Below are 22,160 nucleotides of genomic sequence, written 5' to 3' on the forward strand. Positions count from 1 at the left end.
TATGCGCATTTAGCAGGCCAAAGGCTGTGTGTTACATTAATGCCGATGCGCGCCATCGGTGCGTTGCCGGAAATGGAAAAACAAAGCATGCCGACAATTGCCCTGGTCGATGACGACCGCAACATTTTGACTTCGGTCTCTATCGCATTGGAAGCGGAAGGCTATCGCGTTCAAACCTACACCGACGGTACATCGGCGCTCGACGGCCTGCAGAGCGACCCGCCGGAACTCGCGATTTTCGATATCAAGATGCCACGTATGGACGGCATGGAACTGCTGCGCCGCCTGCGCCAGAACTCCGATCTGCCGGTAATCTTCCTGACCTCCAAGGATGACGAGATCGACGAACTCTTCGGCCTGAAGATGGGCGCCGACGATTTCATCCGCAAACCCTTTTCGCAGCGGCTTCTGGTCGAGCGTGTGCGAGCGGTGCTGCGCCGGGCGCAACCGCGTGACGCATCCACGCCGCGCGACGATGCCGACAAACTGCTGGAACGTGGCCAGCTTGTGATGGACCAGGAGCGTCACACCTGCACCTGGAACGGCAAACCTGTCACGCTGACCGTGACCGAATTCCTGATCCTGTCCGCGCTCGCGCAGCGGCCCGGTGTCGTCAAGAGCCGTAACGCGCTCATGGACGCGGCCTATGACGATCAGGTCTATGTGGATGACCGCACCATCGATAGCCACATCAAGCGGCTGCGCAAGAAGTTCAAGGTTGTTGATGACGACTTCGACATGATCGAAACCCTCTACGGTGTCGGGTATCGTTTCCGGGAAGTCTGAAACGGACCGGTAGAGCGACTGTCCCGGTAAAACCTGGAAACGATCTGCTTTTGGCTGTTCAGTCGGTTTCGATTGAACAGCCTTTGATCTAATGTGAGCCTGAATGGCGGTGGAAAGCGAGAGCGCGGAAGAGATTGGTGCCTCTGAACCTCAGAACGGTTCGGATCGCTCCCGTCTGCGCCGGCTTGGCAACAAGCGCATCCGTCGCCGTCTGCTCAGCCAGTTGGGCCGTATCTTCGGAACCTATGTTCTCTCGTCGCTGACGCGCCGGATCATCGCCATCAACCTCGTGGGTCTGCTGGCACTGGTGATCGGTATCCTGTACCTCAACCAGTTTCGCGCGGGTCTGATCGATGCACGGGTGCAGAGCCTTCTGACCCAGGGCGAAATCATTGCTGGCGCCATTGCCGCTTCCGCCACCGTCGATACGGGCACGATCACCGTCGACCCCGAACGCCTGTTGCAGTTGCAGGCGGGCGAAAGCATCACCCCGACCCAGGAAGATCTCGACAGTCTCGACTTTCCGATCAACCCGGAACGGGTCGGTCCCGTGCTGCGCCGCCTGATTTCGCCGACCAAGACCCGGGCGCGGATCTATGATCCGGAAGGCATTCTCATCCTCGACAGCCGCCACCTTTATACCAGCGCCCAGATCCTGCGCTTCGATCTGCCGCCTCCGACGGCGGAGGAGGAAGGCTTCTGGGATTCGACCTGGCAATGGGTCAAGCGCTGGCTGCGCCAGGGTGACCTGCCGATCTATCAGGACGTAGGCGGCGGCGATGGCCGTGCCTATCCGGAAGTGGAGGCGGCGCTTGCCGGGTCCCCGGCCAGCGTGACGCGGATCTCGCAACGGGGCGAGCTGATCGTTTCCGTTGCCGTGCCGATACAGCGGTTCCGCGCGGTCCTTGGGGCCTTGCTCCTGTCGACACAGGGCGGTGACATCGACGCCATCGTGCGGGCTGAACGTATCGCCATCATTCGCGTGTTCCTGTTTGCCGCCACAGTGACCATCCTTCTGTCGATCCTTTTGGCCGGGACGATTGCCGGCCCGGTCCGGCGCCTTGCGGCTGCCGCGGACCGCGTGCGGCGAGGCTCGACCTCTCGCGAGGAGATACCGGACTTTTCGGATCGGCAGGACGAGATCGGCCATCTGGCGCGTTCGTTCCGGGAAATGACCCACGCACTCTACAACAAGATCGATGCGATCGAGCAGTTTGCCGCCGATGTCGCGCACGAATTGAAGAACCCGCTGACATCGCTGCGCAGTGCCGTGGAAACCCTGCCGCTGGCCAAGTCCAAGAATTCGCAGGACCGGTTGATGGAAGTGATCCAGCATGACGTGCGCCGCCTCGATCGTCTGATCAGCGACATCTCCGATGCTTCCCGCCTTGATGCGGAACTGGCCCGCATCCAGGCCGAGCCGATCGACCTGGCCGAGCTGCTGCGCAACATGGCCGATGCCGCCAACCAGCGGTCCGGAGCGGAAGAGGCAAGTGTCAAGCTGGCCGTTGCAGATGCTCAGGGCAGCAAGCCTTATCAGATGCAAGGCCATGATATTCGCCTCGGACAGGTCGTCAGCAACCTTCTGGACAACGCCAGGTCCTTCTCGCCCGCCGGCGGAACGGTTCGGGTGGATCTCAGCCGGGACGGCCGGATGATCAAGATCATCGTGGACGATGATGGCCCCGGCATCCGTGCTGAAAACACCGAACGCATTTTTGAACGCTTCTATACCGACAGGCCGGAAGGCGAAGGCTTCGGCAACAATTCCGGTCTGGGCCTGTCGATCTCCCGGCAGATCATCGAAGCCCATGGCGGGACCATAGTTGCCACCAACCGGCTGGTGCCCGGTCGGGACGGCAAGCAGAAGATTGCAGGTGCTCGTTTCACCATCTATCTGCCGGCAGGGCGGAGCAAGTGACGCCTCCGGCGGTTCATGCCAATTGCGTGGTGGTGGGCACAGCCGGCCTTCTGATCCGGGGTGGTGCCGGAAGCGGCAAGACAACCCTTTCGGATATTCTCATCGAGGCGGCACGGGCCAAAGGCAATCTCGGCCTTCTGGTGGCTGACGACTACACGCATGTTGCTGCAGCCGATGGACGGCTCGAGGCGCATGCGCCGCGGACGATAGAAGGCCGCATGGAAGTACGCGGTTTCGGTGTTGTCGAAACGCGCTTTCTGCCGTACGCGCAAGTGCATCTGCTGGTCGAACTGAAGCAGGCCGACGCCATCGAGAGGATGCCGGAGCAGGTTCTCGCGACGACCTGCCTTGAAGGCGTGCATTTACCGGTGGTTATGTGCCCGCAAAACGACCCTGAGCACAGCCTGCGCCTGATCCGTTGGGCGTTACGGCACCTTTTCCCCAAAGGACCGGATTATATTTGAGGCAGCAGGGGCGTTTTTTGCTTGCAACTGACGAAGCGGTTGAAGAGAGTGCATCAGACTGATAAACGCCCGGCTCTTTCCGGATCTCTTTTGGGATCCTGAGCTTAACGCACTCGATAATCAGGCTAACTGACGCATGATCGGACTTGTACTTGTTACGCACGGGCGCCTTGCTGAGGAATTCAAAGCGGCGCTGGAACATGTTGTCGGTCCACAGGAACAGGTTGAAACCATCTCCATTGGTCCGGATGACGACATGGAGCAGCGGCGCCAGGACATTCTGGCCGCTGTGGAAGCTGCCAATTCCGGCAAGGGTGTGGTGCTTCTGACGGACATGTTCGGTGGCACACCTTCCAACCTCGCAATTTCCGTGATGGACAGCAAATCCGTTGAAGTGGTGGCCGGTGTCAATCTGCCGATGCTGATCAAGCTTGCCAGCGTGCGCGCAGATCGCGAACTGGCCGATGCTGTCGATGAAGCCCGTCAGGCCGGCCAGAAATACATCTCGGTTGCCAGCCAGGTGCTGTCGGGACAGAACTAAAACAACAATGACAGCGCAGACCGTGTTGGAAAAAGACCTGACAATCGTCAACCGCCGTGGCCTGCATGCCAGGGCTTCCGCAAAGCTGGTGAAGCTGGTGGAGACGTTTGACGCAGACGTCCAGGTTTCCAAGGACGGCCAGACCGTCGGCGGAACGTCGATCATGGGTCTCATGATGCTCGCCGCCAGCCCGGGTTGCTTTATCACTGTCAGCGTCACCGGCTCTGATGCAGGAGACGCCATGGCGGCGATTGCCGAACTCGTCGAAAGCGGCTTTGGCGAAGAAGATTGATTTTGACATTTCGTGCCGCCACCCTGCGGTGCACATTCCTGCTGCGGTCGATCGAGTGAATTCCGGGCATCGGCCACACCCTTCCAAACCGAACCGGGGGCCGACATGGCGAGCCACACTCAGGACCGACTGATTTCCGCCGCGCGCACTGCACTTACCCATGTCCATGAGGCGTTGGACCTTCAATTCGCGTTCGAACTCTGGGACGGATCCCGGGTACCTGCCGATGCGCCGGCGGACGGTCTGCGGCTTGCTCTTTCCGAAACGGCGCTGACGCGTCTTCTTCGCCGTCCCGGCATCAAGACGCTGATCGATCTCTATGCAAATGGCGACGTCGACCCGCGCGGTGGCAGCATTTTCGACTTTGCCGAAAAGCGGCCGACACTCAAAAGCCGGGAAATTCGCAAACGCCTCAACAAGACCCTGCTGCTGAAAACCGGATTTTCGCTCTGGCGCGGTTCTGGTCGCAAGGCTGAAGCCAACCCGGACGGGCTTGATGCCGGTCAGTCAGCGGACCGAAGCTCCGGCAGCCGCAAGGACGACATCGCGTTCCATTACGACGTTTCCAACGACTTCTATCGGCTCTTTCTCGATCCGGAGATGGTCTACACCTGCGCCTATTTCTCCGACTGGTCGAACGATCTGGCGACGGCGCAGAAAGACAAGCTCGACATGATCTGCCGCAAGTTGCGGCTGAAGCCGGGTGACCGGATGCTCGATATCGGTTGCGGCTGGGGCGCCCTGATTTGCCACGCCGCCGAACATTATGGCGTGACAGCCGTTGGGGTCACGCTGGCGGAAGAACAGCTGAAGCTTGCCGAGGAGCGGATCAAGGCGCGTGGCCTTGAAGACAAGGTCTCGGTCAAGCTGATCGACTATCGCGACATGGACGGCAAGTTCGACAAGATCTCATCCATCGGCATGTTCGAGGCGGTCGGGCTGGACAATTACGATAATTATTTCCAGAGCGTGCACCGCCTGCTGAAACCGCGGGGTGTCTACCTGCACCATGCGATCACCCGCCGCGGCAAAAAGGATCTGAAGGCGTTCCGCCGCAAGAAGCCGGAATACCAGGCGCTGGTACGCTATATCTTCCCGGGAGGGGAGGTCGACCACATTGGCTGGACGCTGACCAATCTGGAAGCGCACGGCTTCGAGGTGCACGACGTCGAAGCCTGGCGCGAGCACTATGCTCGCACGACACGGCAGTGGGCGGAAAACCTGATGAAGGTAAAGGACGCGGCTGTCGCGGAAATAGGCGAGCACAAATATCGTCTGTGGCTGGCCTATCTCATTGGCGTCTCGCTCGGCTTTGAACGCGGCTCCATCGGCATCTTCCAAACGGTCGCGACGCGTCGCACCAAGGGTCCGTCGGGCATGCCGCCATCACGCGCGGATCTCTACCGGACGTGATTGGGATATATGATATAAAGAATTCTTTATATCTTTATTGCGTGATGACCCTGCTGACGCTATAACCCCTTCCAACGATTTCCGGAGCCTTCCGGATTTCGGCTGTCGCCCGCCCCTGGCGCCGTTTTGGCACTGGTTCACGAGATGGCGGCGACACTCAAGGGGCCTTGCGCCTGAAGCTGGCTCAAAACAGCAGGACTTATTCATGACCGACTACATCGTTAAAGACATCGGGCTCGCAGACTGGGGCCGCACCGAAATCGAGATCGCCGAGCACGAAATGCCGGGCCTGATGGCCTGCCGCGCCGAATTCGGTGACTCCAAGCCGCTCAAGGGCGCCCGCATTGCCGGTTCCCTGCACATGACCATTCAGACCGCCGTTCTGATCGAAACGCTGGTTGCACTGGGTGCGGAAGTCCGTTGGGCGTCCTGCAACATCTATTCCACGCAGGATCAGGCAGCCGCTGCGATTGCAGCTGCAGGCATTCCGGTTTTCGCAACCAAGGGCGAAACCCTGGAAGAATACTGGGATTATGCCGACAAGATCTTCGACTTCCCCGAAGGTGCGAACATGATCCTGGACGATGGCGGCGACGCCACGCTCTACATCCTGCTCGGTGCACGGGTCGAAGCCGGTGAAACCGGTCTGATCGATAACCCGAAGTCGGACGAGGAAGTGTGCCTGTTCGCGCAGATCAAGAAGCGCATGGCTGCCAACCCGGGCTGGTTCACCAAGCAGAAAGAGCTGATCCAGGGCGTTTCGGAAGAAACCACCACTGGCGTTCTGCGTCTTTATGAAATGCAGAAGAAGGGCGACCTGCCGTTCCCGGCGATCAACGTCAACGACAGCGTCACCAAGTCCAAGTTCGACAACCGTTATGGCTGCCGTGAGTCCCTGGTCGACGGTATCCGCCGCGGCACCGACGTGATGATGTCCGGCAAGGTTGCCGTTGTCTGCGGTTACGGCGACGTCGGCAAAGGTTCCGCTCAGTCCCTGGCTGGTGCCGGTGCCCGCGTGATCGTCACCGAAATCGACCCGATCTGCGCCCTGCAGGCTTCCATGGACGGTTTCGAGGTCAAGACCATCGAGCAGGCTCTTCCGGAAGGCGATATCTACGTCACCGCGACCGGCAACAAGGACATCATCACCTTCGACCACATGCGTGGCATGAAGGACATGGCGATCGTCTGTAACATCGGCCACTTCGACAACGAGATCCAGGTTGCTGCCCTCAAGAACACCAAGTGCCGCCCGGTCAAGGACCAGGTCGACATGTATGTGTTCCCGGATGGCAAGCGCATGATCCTGCTCTCGCAGGGCCGTCTGGTGAACCTCGGCAATGCGACCGGCCACCCGAGCTTCGTGATGTCCGCAAGCTTTACCAACCAGGTTCTGGCGCAGATCGAACTCTTCACCAAGGGCGATCAGTACAAGAACGAAGTCTACGTGCTGCCGAAACATCTGGACGAGAAGGTTGCCCGCCTTCACCTGGAGAAGCTGGGCGTCACGTTAACCGAATTGTCGGACGAGCAATCTCAATATCTGGGGATTAATAAGGCTGGTCCGTTCAAGTCGGAACACTACAAATACTGATTCCGGCGAGGCGGCCCACTAGATGTGGTGATCGCCTCGATTCGGGTCTGTGAACAAAAAAATGCAGGACCCTTTAATTTTAAGGGTCCTGTTAACTTTTCAATAACGGACTCTTCTGCGTGATTCTCAAAAAGGTTATGGTTTAGGCGAATCAAAGGCCACGAGGCGGATGTCTTTGATTTGCTCCCAGAAACCGGGAGCTGCGGCCCACAAGAACAGGGCAAGGCGGCACAAGGGGATCACAATATGCCGATAAGCGGCAGGAACGACGCGCGGCCACGCGCGGCGTGGCGAGATTGGAGTCTGAAATCGGTGAAGCTCGGCGGAACGGCGCTGGCAGGCTGGAGCCTGTCTTGCGGTTCAGCGGCAGCCGACATGCTCGCCGACACGACTGCTGCCATTTCCCCCGATAACATGATTCTTTTTGGTGCGTTAGGCGGAATGTGCGCCTTTGCCGTCACCGCATCTGTCGCTCTCGTGCGTCATCGCAAACAATCCGGATTGCTGACCGACGCGCTGGAAAAGGAAAAGAGCGATCTCAAATTCCGGGTCGACCGCCTGGAGGCGATGCTCAATACCGATGAGCAACGCGTCATCGTCTGGACCGGTAACGGCGCCATGCCCCAGATCTGGGGCATCCTTCCCGAAAAATCTGGCGTGCCGCGCCCCCCGGCGCAACTTCTTGCGTTCGGCAGCTGGCTGACGGCGAAATGCGCCGGCGACCTGGAACGTCATCTGGACATGCTGTTCCGTACCGGCGAAGCCTTCACCACCACCTTGAAGACCCGCACCGGAACCTACGTGGAAGCGCTGGGGCGCACCACCGGCGGTGCTGTGGTCCTGCGTCTGCGCGATCTGACAGGCGAACGTCAGATGCAGGCGGAACTTGCTGCCCGCAATGCCAAGATCTCGGGCGAACTGCATATGCTGCACGCGCTGCTGGATGCGATGCCGGCACCGGCCTGGCAGCGCGATGCGGAAGGAAATCTCATCTGGGCCAACCAGGCCTATGCGGAAGCGGTCGACATGACCGACGCCGATCTTGCGATCAAGGAAGGGGCAACCTTCCTCGACGCTGCTGCGCGCACCGCCATGGCCGTCCAGCGGAACGAAGACGGCTGTTTCAACGCACGCATTCCCATCGTTGCCTCCGGTGAACGCCGGGTGTTCGAAGTGACCGATGTCAATGCCAATGTCGGCGGAGCCGGCATTGCCGTGGACATCAGCGAACTGGAACAGGCCCAGAAGGAACTCGGCCGCGCCGAGGACTTCCACGGCCGCACGCTGGACCAGCTGGCGGCTGCGGTTGCCATCTACAGCGCCGATCGCAAGCTACAATTCTACAACGCGGCCTTCCGCCAGTTGTGGGATCTCGATCCCGCTTTCCTGGAAAGCCGGCCGGAAGACAGCGCGGTTCTGGATGCCTTGCGCGCGGCGCGCAAGATCCCGGAACAGGCGGACTATCGCGTCTGGCGCAACAAGATGATGGAGAGCTACCAGTCACTGGAAGCTCGCGAAAGCTGGTGGCATCTTCCCGATGGCCGCACCCTGCGCGTCATTGCCAATCCGCACCCGCAAGGCGGCGTCACCTATATCTATGAAAACGTCACCGAGCAGCTCGATCTGGAAAGCCGCTACAACGCGCTGACCCGCGTCCAGGGGGAAACCCTCGACAATCTGTCGGAAGCCGTTGCCGTGTTCGGGTCCGACGGGCGTCTGCGCCTTTGGAACCCTGCTTTCGGTCGTATCTGGGGTCTGGAAGAGGATCAGCTGTCCGAACTGCCGCACGTCAAGGAAGTCGTCTCCGCCTGCACGCTCAATGAAACCGAGCGCGATGCCTGGGAACAGCTTGCCGGCAATGTAACGGGACTCCTCGACAACCGCACCCAGAAGGTCAGCCGTCTGGAACGCCACAACGGCGATGTCGTCGACTATGCCACTGTTCCGCTGCCCGACGGCGGTACGCTGGTGACCTTTGTCGACGTAACGGACAGCGTCAATGTCGAGCGGGCTCTTCTGGAAAAGAACGAGGCACTGGAACAGGCCGACCAGATCAAGAACGCCTTCATCCAGCATGTTTCCTACGAGCTGCGCTCGCCGCTGACCAACATCATCGGCTTCGCCCAGTTGCTGGCAGATCCGAAATTCGGAGAGCTCTCCGACAAGCAGAGCGAATATGCGGACTACATCCAGTCGTCCTCCTCGGCGTTGCTTGCCATCATCAACGACATTCTGGATCTGGCAACGTTGGATGCCGGCATCATGGAACTGGACCTGGGTGAAGTCGACGTCGCACCGACGGTTGCGGCCGCCGTCGAAGGGCTGAAGGACCGGATCGCCGAAGCACGCATCAACCTGCGGACCCATGTGCCGGGTGATGTCGGCATGATGGTTGCCGACGAAAAACGCCTGCGCCAGGTCCTGTTCAACCTCATCTCCAATGCCGTGCGCTATTCCGAGCCCGACGGTGTGGTCGATGTCAGCTGCAGCCGCGAAGACGACAAGGTGACCTTCGTCGTTCAGGATCATGGCTATGGCATTCCCGCTGAAATCCTCACCCAGGTCTTCAACCGCTTTGTCGGGCATGACACAGGATCGCGCCGTCAGGGCGCAGGTCTCGGCCTTGCCATCGTCAAGAGCTTTGTCGAACTCCATGGCGGCACGGTCGACATTCAGTCCGCCGAAGGCAAGGGCACGACGGTGACCTGCGTTTTCCCCGCACGGCCCGAACTGGCGGACCAGGCGGCGGCCGAGTAGGACGCCGGATGGCAGACCACCAGCTGCAAGCCCTGTCGGGCGCCTTTCAGACAATCGAAATTGCCGACGAACAGGGCACGCGGCGACTTGCCAACGACATCGCGATGGTCCTGAAGCCCGGCGATGTCATTTGCCTGTCGGGCGATCTTGGTGCCGGGAAGTCCACGTTCACCAGGGCGCTGATCCGGGCCTTTGCCGGTGAGCCGGAGCTGGAAGTGCCGAGCCCGACCTTCACGCTCGTGCAGACCTACGATTTGCCGCGTTTCGACCTGTCCCACTTCGATCTTTACCGGCTTGAAGAGCCCGAAGAACTGGAAGAGCTCGGGCTGGATGACCTTCTGGAAACGGGAGCCGCGCTGATCGAATGGCCGGAGAAGGCGAACGAGCTGCTGCCCGGCAATGCCCTCTGGATCCAGATCACCCAGCCGACTGACAGCGATGACCATCGCCGGTTCAGCCTCTATTCGGACGCCCCGCACTGGCAGAACCGGATCGGGCAATCGCTGGCAACGCGGTCCTTTCTGGGGACCGCTGGTCTTCCGGATGCCGAGCGCCGTTTCCTGGCAGGCGATGCCTCCCTGCGAACGTTCGAGACGGTTGCAACAGGGTCTTCGACAGCTGTTCTGATGCGCTGGCCTTTCCAGGGGGACGCGGTGCCGGAAGCTGTCCGCGCCTACATGGAAAAGGTGCATCTGGCGCGCGACTGCCGGGCGATTGTCGCGGTGGGAACGGAACTCAGGAACCATGGTCTTCGCGCGCCCGATCTTTTGGCGAGCGACCTGGAAAACGGGCTGATCCTCTCGTCCGATCTTGGCCGGGATACCATCGTGGTAGACGGCAAACCGGTGCGCGAAAGATATTTTGCTGCCGTCGATGTCCTGGCGAAGATGCATGGTGAGGCCTGGCCAAAAACGGTCTCGCTCGCTGATGGTGGGCTGTATCGGGTCCCAGACTATTCAGCGGACGCGCTTGTTGCCGAAGCGGCGCTGTTTCTGGATTGGTATGTCCCGAAGGTTGCCGGAAAGCCGGCCGACGAGAGCACGCGCTCGGAATTCGAACGGCTATGGCGCGAAGCACTTGAAGACATAAGCGAGGCCCAGACAGGTTGGGTGCTGCGCGATTTTCATTCGCCGAACCTCCTTTGGCAGGCGGGTGCTGAAGGAACCGACAGGATCGGCCTGATCGATTTCCAGGACACAGTCTATGGCCCGGTTGCCTATGATGTTGCATCCCTGCTGCTGGACGCCCGCACGGACATGGACGAAGCTCTGGAAACGGCGCTCTACGATGCTTATCTCTCGGCAAGAAAAATGCAGTCCGCAGAGTTCGATGAAGTTGGTTTTTCGAAAGCCTTTGCGGTCATGGCGGCGCAGCGGATCTCCAAGATCCTCGGCATCTTCGTCCGTCTGGCCGAGCGCGATGGTAAGCCGGCTTACTTGAGCCATTTGCCGCGCATGCTAGGCTATCTCGACCGGGTGCTTGACAGGCCGTTCCTGTCGGATTTGAAAGACTGGTACGCACGCTACCGGCACTGAACGCGCCGCGTTCAACCGGTCGCACATTTGAGACAGATGATGACAGACAAGCGGTTTCGCCCTTCCAAAGCCATGATCCTGGCCGCAGGCCTCGGCAAGCGCATGCGCCCGCTGACGGCAACGACGCCCAAGCCCCTGATCGAGGTCAACGGTCAGGCCCTGATCGACCATGGCATGGACCGGCTGGCGGCAGCCGGCGTGAAGACCTGTGTGGTCAACGTGCACTACCTTGCCGATCTGGTGGAGGTTCATGTCCGTCGCCGCCCTGATATGGAAATCCTGATTTCCGACGAACGCGATCAGCTTCTGGAAACCGGGGGCGGTATCAAGAAAGCGCTGCCGCTATTGGGCGAAGAGCCGTTCTTTCAGCTCAATGCCGACACCTGCTACTGGATCGAAGGCGTCAAACCCAACCTGGAACACATGATCGAAGCCTGGGACGAGAGCCGCATGGACGCCCTGCTTCTGGTTGCCGAAACCGTGAAAGCGGTCGGTTATTCCGGCCGTGGTGATTTCGACATGGCAAAGGATGGGGCGTTGACCCGGCGGCAGGAAAAGGGCGTGACGCCCTTTGCCTATGCAGGAGCAACCATTTTGCACCCGCGCCTGTTCGAAGATGCCCCGGACGGGCCGTTCTCCATGAACAGGCTTTTCGACAGGGCGATTGAAGCCGGGCGTCTTTACGGCGTTCAGATGGAAGGCCTGTGGCTGCATATCGGAACCCCGGAGGCCATTCGTGCCGCCGAATATGCCGTTCGCGAGAGTGCCGCCTGAGGATGGCCCGCAGCGCGCGCCTCTGGTCTGTCCCGCCGTCCGTCCCTTTCCTGAAAACGCTGGTCGACACACTGGTCGACGGCAGCCTGATCCCTGGCTTTCGCCCGCTGGACGATCCACTGCTGCTGCCGTCGGTCACGCTATATCTGCCGACGCGCCGCGCCGCGCGCCTGCTGCCGGAGCTTTTCCAGCAGCGGTTTGGTGGCCGGCCGGTTCTCCTGCCTGCCATCCGCCCGGTGGGCGATGCCGACGAGGATGCGCAGAGCCTGACCGCCAATGCGGATCTGGAACCTCTGCCGCCGGCAATGCCCCTTCTGGAACGTCATCTTGCGATGACGCGGCTGGTGAAGGCCTGGAAGGGCATGCTGCGCCGGGAAGCGCTCAGTCTGAGGTCCGACGAACCTCTCGGCCTTCCGGCGTCGACGGCCGATGCAGCCTGGTTGGCGGCAGACCTGCTGACGCTGATGGACGAGGTTGAAACGGAAGAAGCCGACTGGACGGAACTGTCCGGTCTGGTGCCGGAGGACCACGCCCGGTACTGGCAGATCACGCTCGATTTCCTGCAGATCGTGCGGGAGGCCTGGCCCGCGCATCTGGCCGAACTGAAAATGATGGACCCGAAGGCACGCCGCTCGGCCCTTATCCGGCGCGAGGCCGAGCGCCTGGAACGGACACCTCCTCGTGGCCCGGTCATTGTTGCGGGTGTCACCGGCTCGGTTCCGGCCACCGCCGAATTGCTGAAGGTTGTCTCCCGGCTTGAAACCGGCGTCGTCGTGCTGCCTGGACTGGACCGCTATCTGGACAGCCGCTCCTGGGCCGTATTGGGAGAAAAGACGGGCAAGGCCTCGACCCGCAAGGGGGTGATGCAGAAAGACGCGGCAACCCTGCCTTCACATCCGCAGTATTCGCTGAAGCAGTTGCTTGATCGGCTGGGTGCCGGGCGGGAAGAGGTCGTAACACTCGGGCCAAACCCGGACCGGGGGCTCCTGCTGCGTGAGGAACTGGTCTCCGAGGCCCTGCGTCCCGCCGATACCTCCGATGGCTGGACAGCCTATCTGGACGCCCGTCCCGAAACGGACAGGGCCGAGGCGCTGGATGGTGTTTCGATCATGACTGCCCGCAACGAGGCGGACGAAGCCTTGAGCGTGGCGATTGCCTTGCGCGAAGCGATCGAGCGGCAGGAAAGTGCGGCCCTCATTTCGCCGGACCGCATGTTGACGCGCCGGGTTGCGGCGGAGCTTGCTCGCTGGAACATCCAGGTGGACGACAGTGCCGGCCGTCCGCTCGATCAGACCGCACCGGCGATCCTGGCGATCCTGGCAGCAAAACTCGCACTTGGCGGCTGCGAGCCTATCGATCTTCTGGCGCTTCTGAAGCATCCGCTGACACGGCTGGGCCTGCCGGTGAAGGACATCCGGTCTGCCGCCCGCGCGCTGGAGCGTGGCGTGGTTCGCGGACCGCGCGCCCGGCCGGGAACGGCAGGTTTGCGGCTGGCTGTCGAGGCGAGCCGGGAAGATGCGGGCAAGGCACATACGCCACGCTGGAAAAAGATCCACGACGAAGACTGGGATGTGATTGCGAACCTTGTCGACCGGCTGGCGAACGCACTGAAACCGCTGGAAGAACTTGCCGCAGAAGGCGGCACGATCCTTCTGACCGACCTCGCACGGCGGCATGTCGATGTGATCGAGGCGATCTCGATCGATCACGAAGGTTCGGTGGCCGAACTTTACGACGGTGAGGCGGGCGAGGCGCTGGCCCAGTTCCTGACCGGTCTTCTGGAAGCAAGCTCCAGCGGACTGGAAATTCCCGCCGGCGAATGGCCGTCGGTACTGCCTGCGCTGATGTCCGGTCAGGCCGTACGGCGCAGGCTGCCGGGCGACCAGCGGGTGCAGATCCTCGGTCCCATGGAAGCACGGCTTCAGGCCTTTGATTTTGCGATCCTGGGTGGCCTCAATGAGGGCGTCTGGCCTCAACGCACGCGCAATGATCCATGGCTGAACCGGCCGATGAAGCGCGACATGGGGCTGGAACCCCCGGAACGCCGGCTCGGTGCGGCCGCACATGACTTTGCGCAAGGCATGGGTGCACGGCGGGTCCTTCTGTCGCGTGCCGCACGCTCCGACGGCGCTCCCACTGTCGCATCGCGCTGGCTGCAGCGCCTGACCACGCTTGCCGGGCCTGACCTGACGAAGAAACTGGAAGCGCAAGGGGCGGTATATTCCGCCCTTGCAGCACAGCTCGACCGGCCGGAAGGCGCAGTGCGGCCCGCGTCCCGGCCTCACCCTCGTCCGCCCTTGGCAGCGCGCCCGAAATCGCTCTCCATCACCGAAATCGAACGCTTGATCCGCGATCCCTACGCGATCTTTGCCCGTCACGTGCTTGAGCTGCAGCCGGTCGACCCGATCGGCGGCGAACCCGGTGCGGCCGACAAGGGCAACCTCATTCACGATGCGCTGGCAGATTTCCTGCTGACCTGGACCGGCGCATTCGACGACAGTGCCGTAAAGGCCCTGACAGAGATCGGCGAGGAGCTGTTTGAGCCTCTTGATGCGTTTCCGGCGATCCGGGCGCTCTGGTGGCCGCGTTTCCAGAAGATCGCGGCTGGCTTCGTTGCCTACGAAGCGAGGCGGTCGCAACACGTCAGTCAGCGGTTCCTGGAAATCGGGGGCGGTGTGGAATTGAAGTTGCCCGGCTTCGATTTCCGCCTGCGCGGCCGGGCAGACCGGATCGACCTTCTGAGTGGCGGCGGGCTGTCCGTGGTCGACTACAAGACAGGGCAGGTGCCCTCGCAAAAGCAGGTCGACGCGCTCCTGTCGCCGCAATTGCCGCTGGAGGCCGCGATGGTCCGGCGGTTCGGGTTCAAGGATGTGCCGGCTGATGCGCCCATATCCGAGCTTTTGTATCTGCAGCTGAAGGGCGGCAGCGAACCTGTGATCGAAGCGCCGCGAAACCCGAAGGATACGCCGCTGGAAGATCTGGTGGAAGACGCCTGGACGCGGCTGGAACAGTTGATCGCCCACTATGTCAGGGAAGACATTGGTTACCTGTCCCGTGCCCGCGTCATGCGTGAGCGGCAGATGGGCGGTGACTATGATCATCTTGCCAGAACGCAGGAATGGGCACTTGGATCGGAGGAGCCTTCATGAGCTTTCAGATCCCTGAAGTGACAAGGCAACGGCAGGACCTTGCCTCCCGCCCACGGGCCTCGGCCTGGGTGAGTGCCAATGCCGGATCGGGCAAGACCTTCGTTCTGTCCCGCAGGGTGGTGCGGCTGCTGCTGGATGGCACCGATCCCTCTCGTATTCTTGCGCTGACCTTTACCAAGGCCGCTGCTGCCGAAATGGCGACCCGCGTTTTCAAGATCCTCGGCGAATGGGTCACCAAGGATGATGCCGCACTCGCGGCCGAATTGCAGGATATTGAAGGCCGCAAACCAGACGCCGCGCGCCTGGCGATGGCGCGTCGCCTGTTTGCCCGGGCACTGGAAACACCGGGCGGGTTGAAGATCCAGACCATTCACGGTTTCTGCGAATCCCTGCTGCACCAGTTTCCGCTGGAAGCAAACGTCGCGGGCCATTTTGCAGTGCTCGACGACCGGGTGGCCGCGGAACTCATGGCGACCTCTCGCGCGACCGTGCTGCATGTTGCCGAGACCCAGCCGGAAAGCGCCTTTGGCAGGGCTCTGGCGTCTGTCATTGATCTGATGAGCGACGGCGGCGCCCAGAAGGCTCTGGACGAGTTGATCCAGAGCCGTGACGCCTTCCGCCGCTGGACGATTGATGCCGGCGATCTGGAAACCGCGCTCGCCGAGCTTGCCGGTCTTCTGGAAACCGATCCGGCTCTGCGGCTCGCGGATTTCGACGAGCAGTTTCGGTCCGCATGCTCGTTTGATCTGAACACCTGTCTTGCCTATGCCGAGGCACTGCGAACCGGCACCAAGACCGATCAGGCGCGTGCGGACGATCTGGTTGCCGCCGCGAGGCTCACGGACATAACCGCTTTCCGCGAGGCCTGGCAGGCGATTTTCCTGACAGCCAAGCTTGAGCCGCGAAAGTCGCTCGCCACCAAGAAGGTCGCTGAAACGTTCCCCCAGATGCTTGAGGCGCTGGAGGCGGAACAACATCGCCTGCTGGAGCTGCTGGACCAGCGCCGGAAGGTGGCGACCTATGAGGGAACCACAGCCCTGCTGCGTCTCGCCGACGCGGTGATCGGTCATTATGAGCGCGCCAAGACCGCCCGCGGGTATCTCGATTTCGAGGATCTGGTGGTCAAGACGGCAACACTGCTGCAGAAGTCCGATGCGGCGCTCTGGGTGCAATACAAGCTCGACCAGGGGCTTGATCATATCCTTGTTGATGAGGCTCAGGACACCAGCCCGCGCCAATGGGAAGTGGTGACTTCGCTTGCCTCCGAGTTCTTCGCCGGGACTGGTGCAAGAGACCGGGTCCGCACGCTGTTTGCGGTGGGCGACGAAAAACAGTCTATCTACTCGTTCCAGGGCGCTGTTCCGGCCTATTTCGATGCCATGCGCCGGGCCTTTTCCGGCAAGGCCGAGGCGGCCGAGCTTGAGTTTCATTCCGTCAATCTGCTGCTCTCCTTCCGCTCCACGCCGGATGTTCTTGGAGCGGTCGACAAGGTGTTTCACGACGAAAGCGCCCACAAAGGACTGTCGCAGGACGTGAAAGCGCCGGTCCATGAAGCCATCCGGCGCGACCCGGGGATCGTTGATCTGTGGCCACTGGAGGCCGAGGCGGAGATCGAGGAGCCGGACGACTGGCGCCAGCCGATCGACCACGTCGGTTCGGGCAGCCCGATGCTGAAGGTGGCCAGGCGTATTGCTGCTGAAATTGCCCAGTGGATGCGCGATGGCACGGCAAATCCCGGCGATGTGATGATCCTCGTGCGCAAGCGCGGGCCTTTTGTCGAAGCGCTCAACCGGGAACTGAAGGAGCTGGACATCCCGGCTGCCGGCAGTGACCGCCTTGTTCTGACGGACCATATCGCTGTTCAGGATCTTGCCGCTCTCGGCAGGTTCCTGTTGCTGCCGGAAGACGACCTGTCGCTTGCCTGCGTGCTGAAGAGCCCGCTGTTCGACCTGACGGACGACGACCTGCTGGAGGTTGCCCGGGAAACGCCGGAAAAGGTGCGCCCCGGAACGCTGTGGCAGATGCTGGTGAAACGGTCGGACAGTTCGGACAAATGGAAGGCCGTGCGCGCAAGGCTGGAAGACTGGCGCGCACGCGCCGACTTCGTGCCGCCTTACGAATTCTATGCCCGGCTGCTGGGGGCTGATGGTGGCCGGAAAGCATTTCGCGCTCGCCTCGGCGTGGAAGTCGATGACGTTCTGGACGAGTTCCTGGCGCTCACCATTGCCTATGAGCAATCCGGCACGCCGGGCCTGGAAGGGTTCCTTGCCTGGATGGCAGCGGCACCGACCGAGATCAAGCGTGAGTTGACCAATACCAAGGGCATGGTCCGCATCATGACCGTGCATGGTTCCAAGGGGCTGGAAGCGCGGATCGTCGTTCTGGTCGATCCGGGGGCAGCCCCCGTCAGCGCAATCCACGATCCGGCCTTCCTGCCGCGCAAGCGTCTGGAAAACGATCTTCTGCCACCGGCTCTGGTCTGGCTGCCGCCCAAGGCGGACCGGACGCCCTGGCACGACGCGGCGGTGGAAGCCCTGCGGGACGCGCAGGAGGAAGAATACCGGCGCCTGTTGTATGTGGCTCTGACCCGCGCCGAAGACCGGCTGATCGTCTGCGGCTGGGAACCGAAACGCGGTGCCCACGAGAACTGCTGGTATTCGATGGTCTCGCGGGCGTTGAAGCCCGAGGCGCGTGAACTGACAGCGACGGATGGATCCGTCTCCGCCTGGCGCTGGCAGAAGGACGGCGTCATCGCCGAGCCCGAGGCAGGCGCGGCGCCGCATACCTCCGCAGAGCCGCGCAGCGAAGAACTGCCGTTGCCGGACTGGCTCTCCAGTCCCGTCCGTCCGCTTGCCAGGAAGAAACGCCTTCAGCCCTCACGGGCATTCGAGGCGATGGAGGAAAAGGACGGCATCGAACCGGTGCCTGCGGTATCTCGCCTGCAGGCGGGCAGGGATCTTGCTTCCTGGCCCCTGGAGCGCGGTCGCCTGATCCACCGGCTTCTGGAGCTGTTGCCGGACTTGGCTGAAGACGCCCGCATGGCAGCGTCGGAAGCCTACCTCAAGCAGGCCCTGAAGCCGGAATTTGCCGAGCGCTTGCCTCACCTTCTGCGCGAAGTGGCTGCGATTCTCGAGATGCCGGAATTCGAGACGTTGTTTTGCGGTCATGCCCGCGCCGAAGTTCCGCTGGTCGGGACGATTCGGGCAAGCGACGGCACGGAAGTCGAGATATCCGGACAGATCGACCGGCTGGTGGTTGAGGATAACCGGGTGGTGATTGTGGATTACAAGACCAATTTCCATCCGCCGGCATCAGTTGCCGAAATCCCGCTCGAGTACCGCGCACAGCTTTGTGTTTACAGGGAAATGCTGAAGCAGATTTATCCGGACAGGGAGATTTCCGCCCAGCTTCTGTGGACCGCGGTGCCGAGCCTGATGGAAATCCCCGAAAAGGTGCTGGAAGAAACCTTCGCCGGACTGCGTCCTGACGGCACATCGGCTTGACGGCAGGCCCTCGGCTTCCTACGTTCTTGCCAACTGACGCGCTTACATCGGGTAGGCGCGATCCTGAGACCTACGAGATCTAGTTATGGCTACCACACAAGTTACCGACTCTTCGTTTGAAGCCGAAGTCCTGAAATCCGACGGCCCGGTCGTGGTCGACTTCTGGGCCGAATGGTGCGGTCCGTGTAAGATGATCGCTCCGGCTCTTGAAGAAATCTCCGAAGAGATGAATGGCCAGGTGAAGATCACCAAGCTCAACATCGACGAGAACCAGGACATGGCGATGAAATACGGCGTTCGGTCCATTCCGATGCTGATCCTGTTCAAGGACGGCGAGCCGATGGCAACCCAGATCGGTGCAGCGCCGAAGGGCAAACTCTCCGACTGGATCAAGAGCGCCCTTTAATTCCGAAATATATCTGCGGCTGACCGGCTGCGGTTCATATGAGCGCATCCGGCGGGTAAGCGAAAGCCTATCCGCCGATGCTCTTTGAAAAAACGCCAACCGGTCGTATAAGCACCCGCAAACAGTCTGAGCAAACGGATCATTCATGAGCGACGAAAACAAAACCCCGGAAGAGCAGCCGGCAGAAGCAACGCCGGAAACCGCAGCAGCGGAACAGCCGGAAGCTGTCGAAGCGGCCGGTGTCGATCCGATCGAAGTTCTGAAAGCCGAAAACGCGGATCTGAAGGATCGCGCGCTTCGCGTCATGGCGGAAATGGAAAACCTGCGCCGCCGCACGGAAAAGGAAGTCAAGGACGCCCGCCAGTACGCCGTGTCAGGTTTTGCCCGTGACATGCTGACGGTTTCCGACAACCTGCGCCGCGCACTTGAGGCGTTGCCGGAAGATGACCGCAAGAACGCCGATGCGGGTGTTGCTTCGCTGATCGAAGGCGTCGAGATGATCGAGCGCGATCTGCTCAACCAGCTTGAAAAGAATGGCGTCAAGAAACTGGACCCGGAAGGCCAGAAGTTCGACCCGAACTTCCACCAAGCCATGTTCGAGGTGCCGAACACCGCAGTGCCGAACAACACGGTTGTACAGGTCATGCAGGCCGGCTACGTCATTGGCGACCGCGTGCTACGCCCGGCCATGGTCGGCGTTTCCAAGGGTGGCCCGAAGGATGTTGCGGCGTCGGCTGAAGCCGGACAGACAGTCGACAAGAACGCCTGATTTCAACCGACCCTAGAGCTTTGAAGGGCTGCTCCGCATCCAGCGGAGTGGCCCCTTTTCTTTGGGGCAACCCTTTCGTCAACACAGCCAACCGGAGCCAGTCCTGCTGTCGACGCGACGCGCGAGGATGACAGCCCAACGATCAGTGTTTTCCAGAAAGCGGTCTGGTCGAACTTTCCTAATCCCTTGAGCGAGATATGCAGCCCCTCAGACGTAGGGCCGAGCGCCGGCGTGGCATGCTACGGGATGACAAAGACCCGGACCTCAGGTACTGCCTTCGGAAAGAAAGTGGCTATGGGGGACGGAATGCTGCTGCAAATGCTGGACTATCTCGGGGTGGCGGTATTCGCCATTACCGGCGGCATCGTCGCTTCGCGCAAGCAGCTGGATATCGTTGCCCTGCTGTTCTTTGCCACGCTGACGGGGATCGGTGGTGGTACCCTGCGTGACCTTTTGCTGGGTGTACCGGTCTTCTGGGTGGAGAACGAATGGTATCTGCTGGTGTGCTTCGTCGTCAGCGCGCTGGTCTGGTATTTTGCCGAGTGGATCGAAAAGCTCAGCAAACCCTTGAGATGGGCCGATGCTATCGGTATTGCGGCCTATTCTGTCATGGGAGCTGCCAAGGCCCTGACTGTCGGTGACACGATCCTGGTGGCGATCCTGATGGGTGTCTCGACGGCAACTTTCGGCGGCATCCTGCGGGACACCATCGCCCGTGAACCTTCCTCCATCGTGAAGCCGGAAATCTATGTCGGTGCGGCTTTTGCCGGTGCGGGTGGATTTGTTGTGCTGGTGCAATTGGGTGCGCCGCAAATCCTTGCCGCGATCCTTGCCGCAAGCTTTGCGCTGATCTTGCGCGGCGGAGCGATCCTGCGTGGCTGGACCTTGCCCGGACACCGTTTTGGAACAGGTTCAGATCCCAGCTAAGCCGGGATGGCTTTCCGTCCCGTGGCCTCAGCGGACAGTCCAGGAACGACAAAAGCCGGCCCACGGGGAACCGGCTTCACGATTATCGTATGACGGGTTTGGCGCGATCGGCCGAACGTGCCAAACCCTTGGAGGCAGCCGGTCTCGCCCGTAGGGTCGAACGGCCAGGGTGCCATCAAGGCACTAGTAGACAAGCCCCGAGCAGGCTGACACATAGTACATCAGCCCAATTGCGATTGCCGGAAGGCTTGCCGAATAGGCAAGCGTCGTCAGCATGATTTGCTCCTTCAAGATACCAATGAGAAACCCATGGCGGCCAAGCCGTCATCCGGGCGACCCTTTTCGGGCGCTCGCTTTCATGGATTCCCCCTGCTGTTCCGGGATATGGTGTGCACAGGCACGAGTTCCAGAGGTCACGTCCTCAAAAAAACGTGTGCAGCCAGTGCGTAGTCTGCGAGCCCGGTGCGCGGGGCAGGCAAAAACAGCGTGCGCTGGCCGTAGTAACGCCGGCCGGCTTTCGTGCCCTGTGTGAGGTCTTTCAGGTCGGCAGCCCATTCAAGATCCGGCCGCGGCGGTTCGCTCAGGTCGGTGGTGAACAGCCGTGCTTCCTGCAGCAGTTCTGTCGGCAATTGTGCTTCCGGATCCAGCACATCTACGTGACAGCCCGCAGGAGGATCCAGGTAGGTGAGGGCGTGATGGGTGCCTGTTTCGTTTTCCGGACCGGCAATGCAGATCATGTCCGCGCCTTCCTGCGCGGCATAGATCTCGTTCGTGATGCCGACATTGACCCCCTTGAGCGCGGGCAAGGCGGCGATCCTTTTCTGGATTTCCGGCGACACGCCGGCCAGAAGGATCGACGTCAGGTTGCGCACGGCCGCATAACCGCACACAAGCCGGGGCAATCTCGGGTCGTCGCCGATGACCAGCAGGCGGGACGTGTCTTCGCGGGACAGGTAACTTGCCCCGAGCGCATGAAGACCGGCCGTGCGCCAGACTGTAAGGCGCATGCCATCCAGAAGGGCGATCGGTTGTCCGCCGGAACCGGAAAATAATAGGTAGAGACTTGAGGACAGGCCCGTTTGTTCAGGAAGATCCAGCGCCAGGGAGCAGCCGATATAGCCGCGCTTGACGTCGCCTTGTTGGGTAAAGTCAGTCCAGGCCGGCTGTACGGTAAACGCGCCTTGCTGCTGGTTCAGCCGGCCGATGGGCAAGGGGGAAGCCTTGGGCGCGACTGTGCTTGAGCGATAGGCCCGGCGCAGCGTTTCAAGAACGGCCCTGTCTTCCAGGCAGGCATCGATCTCGTCGCTGGAGATAATACGCATGGTAATG

16 protein-coding genes are annotated in these 22,160 nt (G+C 61.2%); 15 read left to right on the forward strand and 1 reads right to left on the reverse strand.

Annotated elements, in window-relative coordinates; genetic code table 11:
* Positions 1-87: 87 nt before the first annotated feature.
* The 15 genes from Q666_RS36445 to Q666_RS36515 all read left to right on the forward strand — a co-directional run bounded on the left by Q666_RS36445 (position 88) and on the right by Q666_RS36515 (position 20,831).
* Positions 88-786, forward strand: a complete 699-nt coding sequence (locus Q666_RS36445) for a response regulator transcription factor (RefSeq protein WP_031268674.1) — start codon at positions 88-90, stop codon at positions 784-786.
* A gap of 103 nt (positions 787-889) precedes the next feature.
* On the forward strand, positions 890-2,707 hold the full coding sequence (locus Q666_RS36450; protein ID WP_022998982.1) for a sensor histidine kinase: 1,818 nt from the start codon (positions 890-892) through the stop codon (positions 2,705-2,707).
* Positions 2,704-3,171, forward strand: a complete 468-nt coding sequence (locus tag Q666_RS36455) for an aldolase (protein ID WP_022998981.1) — start codon at positions 2,704-2,706, stop codon at positions 3,169-3,171. The genes Q666_RS36450 and Q666_RS36455 overlap by 4 nt, the downstream gene beginning before the upstream one ends.
* Positions 3,172-3,307: 136 nt before the next feature.
* Positions 3,308-3,712, forward strand: a complete 405-nt coding sequence (locus Q666_RS36460) for a PTS sugar transporter subunit IIA (protein ID WP_022998980.1) — start codon at positions 3,308-3,310, stop codon at positions 3,710-3,712.
* 7 nt (positions 3,713-3,719) lie between these two features.
* Positions 3,720-4,004, forward strand: a complete 285-nt coding sequence (locus Q666_RS36465) for an HPr family phosphocarrier protein (RefSeq protein ID WP_022998979.1) — start codon at positions 3,720-3,722, stop codon at positions 4,002-4,004.
* Between the two features lie 105 nt (positions 4,005-4,109).
* Positions 4,110-5,417, forward strand: coding sequence for a cyclopropane-fatty-acyl-phospholipid synthase family protein (locus Q666_RS36470; protein WP_022998978.1), 1,308 nt, complete (start codon positions 4,110-4,112; stop codon positions 5,415-5,417).
* Between the two features lie 205 nt (positions 5,418-5,622).
* The gene (gene ahcY / locus Q666_RS36475; protein ID WP_022998977.1) at positions 5,623-7,011 is read left to right on the forward strand and encodes an adenosylhomocysteinase; all 1,389 of its coding nucleotides are present in this window, start codon (positions 5,623-5,625) and stop codon (positions 7,009-7,011) included.
* A gap of 312 nt (positions 7,012-7,323) precedes the next feature.
* Entirely contained in the window at positions 7,324-9,768 is a 2,445-nt protein-coding gene (locus Q666_RS36480) for a PAS domain-containing sensor histidine kinase (RefSeq protein WP_022998976.1), read from the forward strand.
* An 8-nt stretch (positions 9,769-9,776) separates the two neighbouring features.
* A complete protein-coding gene (tsaE, locus tag Q666_RS36485; protein ID WP_022998975.1) occupies positions 9,777-11,303 on the forward strand; it encodes a tRNA (adenosine(37)-N6)-threonylcarbamoyltransferase complex ATPase subunit type 1 TsaE in 1,527 nt (508 codons plus the stop codon).
* 39 nt (positions 11,304-11,342) lie between these two features.
* Entirely contained in the window at positions 11,343-12,077 is a 735-nt protein-coding gene (locus Q666_RS36490; RefSeq protein ID WP_031268670.1) for a nucleotidyltransferase family protein, read from the forward strand.
* 2 nt (positions 12,078-12,079) lie between these two features.
* Positions 12,080-15,226, forward strand: coding sequence for a double-strand break repair protein AddB (gene addB, locus Q666_RS36495; protein ID WP_022998973.1), 3,147 nt, complete (start codon positions 12,080-12,082; stop codon positions 15,224-15,226).
* Positions 15,223-18,729, forward strand: a complete 3,507-nt coding sequence (addA, locus tag Q666_RS36500) for a double-strand break repair helicase AddA (RefSeq protein ID WP_022998972.1) — start codon at positions 15,223-15,225, stop codon at positions 18,727-18,729. Before addB ends, addA begins: the two co-directional genes overlap by 4 nt.
* A gap of 85 nt (positions 18,730-18,814) precedes the next feature.
* On the forward strand, positions 18,815-19,135 hold the full coding sequence (gene trxA, locus Q666_RS36505; RefSeq protein WP_022998971.1) for a thioredoxin: 321 nt from the start codon (positions 18,815-18,817) through the stop codon (positions 19,133-19,135).
* A gap of 145 nt (positions 19,136-19,280) precedes the next feature.
* Entirely contained in the window at positions 19,281-19,904 is a 624-nt protein-coding gene (grpE, locus tag Q666_RS36510) for a nucleotide exchange factor GrpE (protein ID WP_022998970.1), read from the forward strand.
* 306 nt (positions 19,905-20,210) lie between these two features.
* Entirely contained in the window at positions 20,211-20,831 is a 621-nt protein-coding gene (locus Q666_RS36515) for a trimeric intracellular cation channel family protein (RefSeq protein ID WP_022998969.1), read from the forward strand.
* A 413-nt stretch (positions 20,832-21,244) separates the two neighbouring features.
* Here Q666_RS36515 and Q666_RS36520 read toward each other — a convergent pair whose 3' ends face one another.
* Complete coding sequence (locus Q666_RS36520; RefSeq protein ID WP_022998967.1) at positions 21,245-22,153, reverse strand: ornithine cyclodeaminase; 909 nt, start codon at positions 22,151-22,153, stop codon at positions 21,245-21,247.
* Positions 22,154-22,160 lie beyond the last annotated feature (7 nt).

This window comes from Labrenzia sp. C1B70 (assembly GCF_000475395.1).
In the GTDB taxonomy this organism is placed as follows: domain Bacteria; phylum Pseudomonadota; class Alphaproteobacteria; order Rhizobiales; family Stappiaceae; genus Roseibium; species Roseibium algicola.